Raw genomic sequence first — 6,173 nt, forward strand, 5'->3', positions numbered from 1 at the left:
TTTATAACTCCCTATCTGTATTCCAGTGTTACTTTCATTGTCTATATGTTTAGAAGCGATGATAAAACAACAATCTTATTTATCATTCGCGGTTTGTCTCGCAAATGGGAGACCTATAATATTATACGCTTATTCTTTATGGCTTCACAATAGAAACTCATAATATAACAATTTCTTTCACATGCTTACAATTAAAAAAGACGCCCTAAAAAATCAAGCGTTCCTTTGCTTACATCTATGAAATTGTGCAGATAATATGCAGATATAAATTATCATAAGTACACATATGATGAAATGAACGATAGGACAAGGAGGTATCATAATGTTTGCTTATACGTTAACTACCTTAACACTTTGCTGTACCTCAATTCTTATTACATCCAATATTTCTAAACGTAAGGGTACCCTAATGGAGTATATGGTATTTATTATGTCTTTTAGTATGAGTATCGGTTTAAGTATTGGTTTTTATTTAGGCATTCTCTTTAAGGGGGAATTACTATATTCTACTTTACTTGCTATTTTAATTAGTGGTTTTATCGGTTTTTTAGTGGGTCTACGTTTTCACCTATATACTGCTTTAGAAGGAATGTTCTCTGGATTAATGGCAAGTATGATGGGAGCAATGATTACAGAAATGTTAAACGCTCAACAAGCTCATAGTATATTGTTCATTAGCCTTTTACTTACTATAACGATTACTATGTCCTGTGTGATTCAATTGTTATCGGAGAACTTTTCTACTTTTATCCAACGTCGTTTTTTGTTATTCCTTTCAATTAGTGTAGTAATTATCGTTGCCGTATTCGCGACATTCCCAGATCATACTCCTTCACCTTCACCTGAGCATAATCAACATATACATTAGTACTTGCAACAAAAATGAATAAGCAGCTATCCATAGGATAACTGCTTAATATTACTCTGGCTTATTAGGAATGTTTCGGTTTGGAACATAATCCGATTTGTAATCTGTATATTTTACTTCTGTTACCATCCCAGCTGAAGCATGGTGTAAATCATGACAGTGGAACATCCAATCGCCCGGATTATCTGCTACAAAGGCTACTTCATATTCTTCTCCCGGTTTTAAGTTCAATGTATCTTTCACAATTGGAGAACCTTCTATCGGTTTTCCATCTTTACTCAATAACTGGAAGAAGTGACCATGTAAATGCATTGGATGATCGTCCATTTTAGAACCATTTACTAATTCTACTTTTACTAAATCACCCTTTTTTACTTGAATTGGGTCAATATCTGGAAATACCTTTCCGTTAATTGTATATACCATTTCATTTCCATTCATTTGCGTATTTAAGTCCATATTATATGTGGCAGTATACTGCTGATTTAACGTGAAACTACCTAATTTTTTAGCACCATATTTCGTCATATCTAATTTCGGTAATTTTTCTTTTTCATCTGCTTTATCTTTCATCTCTTTGCTGCCATCATATTCAATAACAGCTTTCATTCCTTTTGCACCTTTATTTTCTGAATGGTCTTCAACATACCATTTCCCCGAATTGTTAGCAGTAAATTCAACATCATAACGTTCACCCGGTGCAATTGAAATTACTTTATCCCCTATAACTTTTGGATCGTTTATTGGTTGACCATCTGTCGCAATTACTTTTATATCATGGCCATGAACATGTATATCATGTGATAGATAACCAGCATTGACGAGTCTAAGACGAACGTTATCTCCCTTATTCACTTTTAATGGCGCTACTAAATCACCGCTTTTTCCATTGATTGTGAATAAATCGTACATACTCATATCATGACCTTCCATCTTCATATTTCCATGGTCCATTCCTTCCATATTACTAGAGTCTTTTTGATCACTGCCCATGTTCATATCAGAATGATCCATGCCGTTCTTATCATCATTCTTTTCCCCATTTTCATTACCTTTAGATTTATTACCTATTTGCCCTTTTGTCATTTCTTTTAACTGCTTATTCATTTCTTCTTTATCTGTAACCCATTCATCCAACATTAATGTGTAATCTTTATCATATTTTTCCTTTGTATCTTCTACAATGAGCGCTCCATACAAACCTCTATCTAATTGATTTACAGAATCTTGATGCGAGTGATACCAGTACGTTCCTGGTACGTTCGCTTCAAATTCGTAAGTGAAACTTTTTCCTGGTTCAACTGCATCTTGTGTCACACCTGGAATTCCATCCATGTTATTTGGGACAGGATATCCATGCCAATGAATAGATACTGGTGCAGATAATTCATTTTTTAATGTCACTTTCACCTTTTCACCTTTTTTCACCCGAATTTCTGGACCAGGAGATGAGCCATTAAATGTCCAGACTGGAACAACAACACCGTTACTTAATTTTTGCTTTTCTTCTTTCGCTATTAAAGTAACTTCTGGTCCTTTTTCAACCTTCAATGGTGTTATAGCTGTTTCAGTCTGTAGTGTTTTTTTATCATTCATATTTTTATGATCATTTGTTGTATTTGTCGTCACAGAACAGGCAGCAATTAAAAATATTGCAGAGACTGTAATGACTGCTAATACAAATCGCTTCATGGAAAATCCCCCCTTTTTCTTTTTCAAAATCATTATAGAAGTTGATTTTCAAGAAAATAAGGAGATGTAATTAGATCTTACGTAAGCTAATTGGAAGATTACTAAAAGCGGAGACATTACAAGAGGCGAATATTTTAGAAATACATAATGCTTTCCTTGTAGCGACTATATTAGCCGTTCTCGTATTTGTTTTGACGTTATTTCTTAAGAAACAATAACACTGCTATTATTAAATAAGAAAAATGTAGCTAAAATGCTCTTCACAAAAGAACTTAGATTTTTGTATAATAAGAACTAATGTTCTTTACAGACAATGGACTCAAATTACACAAATATATCAAATAGAAGAGGATTGATATACGATGAAAATTGATAGACCAAAAATTTCACCAGAGTTATCTTCAAAGAATTTTCAAGATATTTTTTATGAAGAAGATCCAACATTAGAAGTCTGTGAAATTATAGACTCCACTTTCGAAAATGAATGTGTAGATAGAGTGCGATTGTATGATGCAGTGATAAAGAATTGTAAATTCACTAATACAGACTTTAGCAATATTGATATTACAGATGTTTGTTTTGAAAACTGTGATTTATCAAATGTTAATTTAAGCAATTCTTCTGTTCACAGAGTCGAATTTAAAAATAGTAAATTAATCGGAGTAAATTTCACAGAATCTAGCCTAGGAAATGTTAAATTTGAGAATTCAATTTTGAATTTAGCAGCATTTGGAAATTCCAAACTAGAAAAAATTATATTTAATGAAACTTCATTAAATAATGCAGATTTTTTTGACTGTAAACTTAAAAAAGTTGAATTCCAATTATGTAGTCTTGATGAAGCTAATTTTGATCAGACATCACTGAAGGGGATAGATATTAGTTCTTCTACCTTTGATACACTTACAGTTTCAGTGAACGATTTAAGAGGATGTAAAGTATCAACATATCAAGCTGTTCAGTTTGCTACTTTATTAGGATTAATAATTAAAGATTAGTATTTCGAAGAAAAGAACCCTATCCCGAATCATGGATTTTTTAATTGTCCACGATTCGAGATAAAGTTCAAATAAATTAGTGATGACTCTTTTATTATTTAACTACAGCTTGGTTTCCTTTTACATGTTCATTATTTACACTCATAAATTCTTCAATTTCTTCAACTTCCCTAATGATATCTTTTGACAAGTTTTCATACCCGTCTTTCGTTACAAGAATGTCATCTTCAATACGAATTCCAATTGATTCTCCTTCAATATAAAGACCAGGTTCAATTGTTATAACCATACCTTCTTCTAACATTCTATCTTTATATGTTCCTACATCATGTGTATCTAAACCAAGGAAATGGCTGACACCATGATAATAGTATTTTGATAACTCTTCATCTTCTTGAATTAAACCAATTGCTTTACACTCTTCTGCCAGTACCTTTTTTGTATGCTCATTTAATGCAGCGAACTTTAATCCTGGCTTAATAAGCGCTGTTGTTTCTTTTAATGCTTTTAATACAATATTATAAATTTGTTTTTGACGACTAGAGAATGTTCCATTTGCCGGGAATGTATAACTAATATCAGCGTTATAGTAGTCTTTTTGAGCACCTAAATCTAGTAATACTAAGTCACCATTTTGAATTTGTGCATCATTATCTTCATAATGAAGAACTGTAGCATTTTTCCCACTCGCCAAAATTGTATTGAACGCATGGTGCTTAATGCCAGATGATTTCAGTGTAAAATCAAATTGAGCTTCTAATTCATACTCCATCATGCCTGCTTTTGCATTTTTTAACACATTGTAAATACCATCTTTCGTTACAGCAATCGCTTCTTTAATAATTTCAATTTCTTCCTCTGTTTTAAATACTCGTAATTCACAAATGTTCGGATATACATTACCAATTGTTACGTGTGGGTATTTTTCTCTTACATGTTTAGCAAATGCTAATGTTTTTGTCTCCGTACCATTCCACTCGCGACGTTCTATATCTAAATATAGATGCTTCGCATTTTCTGTAAAGAGTATATTTGATACTGCTTTTTCAAAGCTATCTAAATATAAAACTTTCTTTATACCTGAAATTCCCTCTGCTTCTTCGCTAGAAACTGTCTTCCCAACCCATTTTTCCATTACTGGATCTGATTTTTCAATGAAAAGTGTCTCTTCTACACTATTCCCAAACTTTTTCAGCATTAAAATAACATTTGGTTCATCGATTCCCGTTAAGTAGTAAAAATTACGATTCGGTACAAATTTATAATGTGCATCAGCTGACATATGCGGTGCTTGTCCCGCAAATAAAATCGTAACGGATTCATCAGGTAATGTTTTCGTTAGTCTTTCTCTATTTTGAGCAAAAAATGTTGATTTCATAATAATCCCCCTAGTGTTCTATGTATGCTTGTAAAGCTAATTGTCCTCTGTTATTCATTTTATTATTGTTATAATTTTTCGTCAATTTTTAACCTTTTAGATGGTGTTGACATAATAAAAATTAAGCGTTACAATAACTATATATTAGTAAGTAACTAATATAATTAAATCTAACTAGAGGTGAATCAAATGAAAAACATTTTATTCCGTATTAATGAATTATCAAAAAAAGAAAGAACATCTGGATTAACAGTTGATGAAAAACAAGAACAACAAATGTTACGTCAAAACTATACAGAAACATTTCGTGGAAGCTTAGATTCCATTTTATTAAACACAAAAATTGTTGATCAAAATGGTCTTAACGTTACACCAGCCGCATTACAAGATGCTCAAATACGTTTAAAATTAAGCAAATGAGTTCCGCGCTAAAGAATTTTAATAAAACATAAACAGAGCTGGATTTCCTATATAGAAATTCCAGCTCTGTTTATTGTCTTTTCTAATTTAGTAAACGAGCGATACATCGCAATTCTCCACGACACAATCATCGCAAATGCAAGTAAGAAAAACATTCCGCTTAACTCTGCCAAATCAATTGATTGGCTTAAATATGACTTTAATGCCACGCGTACAGCTAATAAGCCTACTAAAATAAATATGAATGCTTTTGACGGTTTCATAAATATATGTTCGCCTTTTATTTCGAACTTAGTTGTTTTAATAAGAAAAATAGAAAAGATAAGCCCTATACTAATTGCCTCAACTATTTCTAACGATGTTAATCGAAACTCTGGTAAAAAGTACATCATCGCGCCTGTACTCATAAAAATTGGTGGTAATATAATTTTCTTTTTCGTTACCGGCTTTTTCGCTGCTTTAAAACGTAGAAACATTACCCCAACAGCCATACAAACTGCTACGACACTTGATAAAAGTGCTATCATACTTTCCACTCCTATCTATTTAAATGACTTTTTTAGCAAAATCATAAACCAATAAGTAACTACATGCCGCATTATAGAATTTCTTCATTATATTCCTCCTGCTGTAAACTTTCCATATTCGCTGCAATCATTTTACGCAAAGTTTATGAACGGAATATGAACAAAAAAGCCATTCTGCAATGAACTGCACCCCAATTGTTAGACACAGTCTAACAATTGGAGGTGCAGTTTTTTGTATGACAAAATTTACGAAGGATTTAAAGTTAACGCTCGTTCAAGGATTTAATCCG

The 6,173-nt window shown here is 32.2% G+C and carries 6 protein-coding genes; 3 read left to right on the plus strand and 3 right to left on the minus strand.

The genetic code is table 11. The annotated features are described in order from the left end of the window. Positions 1–322: 322 nt before the first annotated feature. Entirely contained in the window at positions 323–868 is a 546-nt protein-coding gene (locus ACTFSL_RS27340; protein ID WP_440042695.1) for a hypothetical protein, read from the plus strand. A gap of 51 nt (positions 869–919) precedes the next feature. Here ACTFSL_RS27340 and ACTFSL_RS27345 read toward each other — a convergent pair whose 3' ends face one another. Continuing rightward, positions 920–2,560: a multicopper oxidase family protein gene (locus ACTFSL_RS27345; protein WP_440042697.1), complete on the minus strand. Its 1,641-nt coding sequence runs from the start codon at positions 2,558–2,560 to the stop codon at positions 920–922. Positions 2,561–2,922: 362 nt separating this feature from the next. On the opposite strand from ACTFSL_RS27345, the gene ACTFSL_RS27350 reads away from it, so the two are divergent. Further along, the gene (locus ACTFSL_RS27350) at positions 2,923–3,558 is read left to right on the plus strand and encodes a pentapeptide repeat-containing protein (protein WP_000687265.1); all 636 of its coding nucleotides are present in this window, start codon (positions 2,923–2,925) and stop codon (positions 3,556–3,558) included. A 94-nt stretch (positions 3,559–3,652) separates the two neighbouring features. On the opposite strand, the gene ACTFSL_RS27355 is transcribed toward ACTFSL_RS27350, so the two are convergent. Next, entirely contained in the window at positions 3,653–4,936 is a 1,284-nt protein-coding gene (locus ACTFSL_RS27355; protein WP_440042698.1) for an aminopeptidase P family protein, read from the minus strand. Between the two features lie 189 nt (positions 4,937–5,125). Here ACTFSL_RS27355 and ACTFSL_RS27360 point away from each other — a divergent pair, with 189 nt between their 5' ends. Beyond that, entirely contained in the window at positions 5,126–5,356 is a 231-nt protein-coding gene (locus ACTFSL_RS27360; protein ID WP_061457044.1) for a DUF896 domain-containing protein, read from the plus strand. A gap of 47 nt (positions 5,357–5,403) precedes the next feature. On the opposite strand, the gene ACTFSL_RS27365 is transcribed toward ACTFSL_RS27360, so the two are convergent. Further along, positions 5,404–5,883: a CcdC family protein gene (locus ACTFSL_RS27365; protein WP_000561074.1), complete on the minus strand. Its 480-nt coding sequence runs from the start codon at positions 5,881–5,883 to the stop codon at positions 5,404–5,406. Positions 5,884–6,173: the final 290 nt, after the last annotated feature.

The sequence above is a fragment of the Bacillus cereus group sp. MYBK108-1 genome (genome assembly GCF_051917185.1).
GTDB classification, from domain to species: domain Bacteria; phylum Bacillota; class Bacilli; order Bacillales; family Bacillaceae_G; genus Bacillus_A; species Bacillus_A cereus.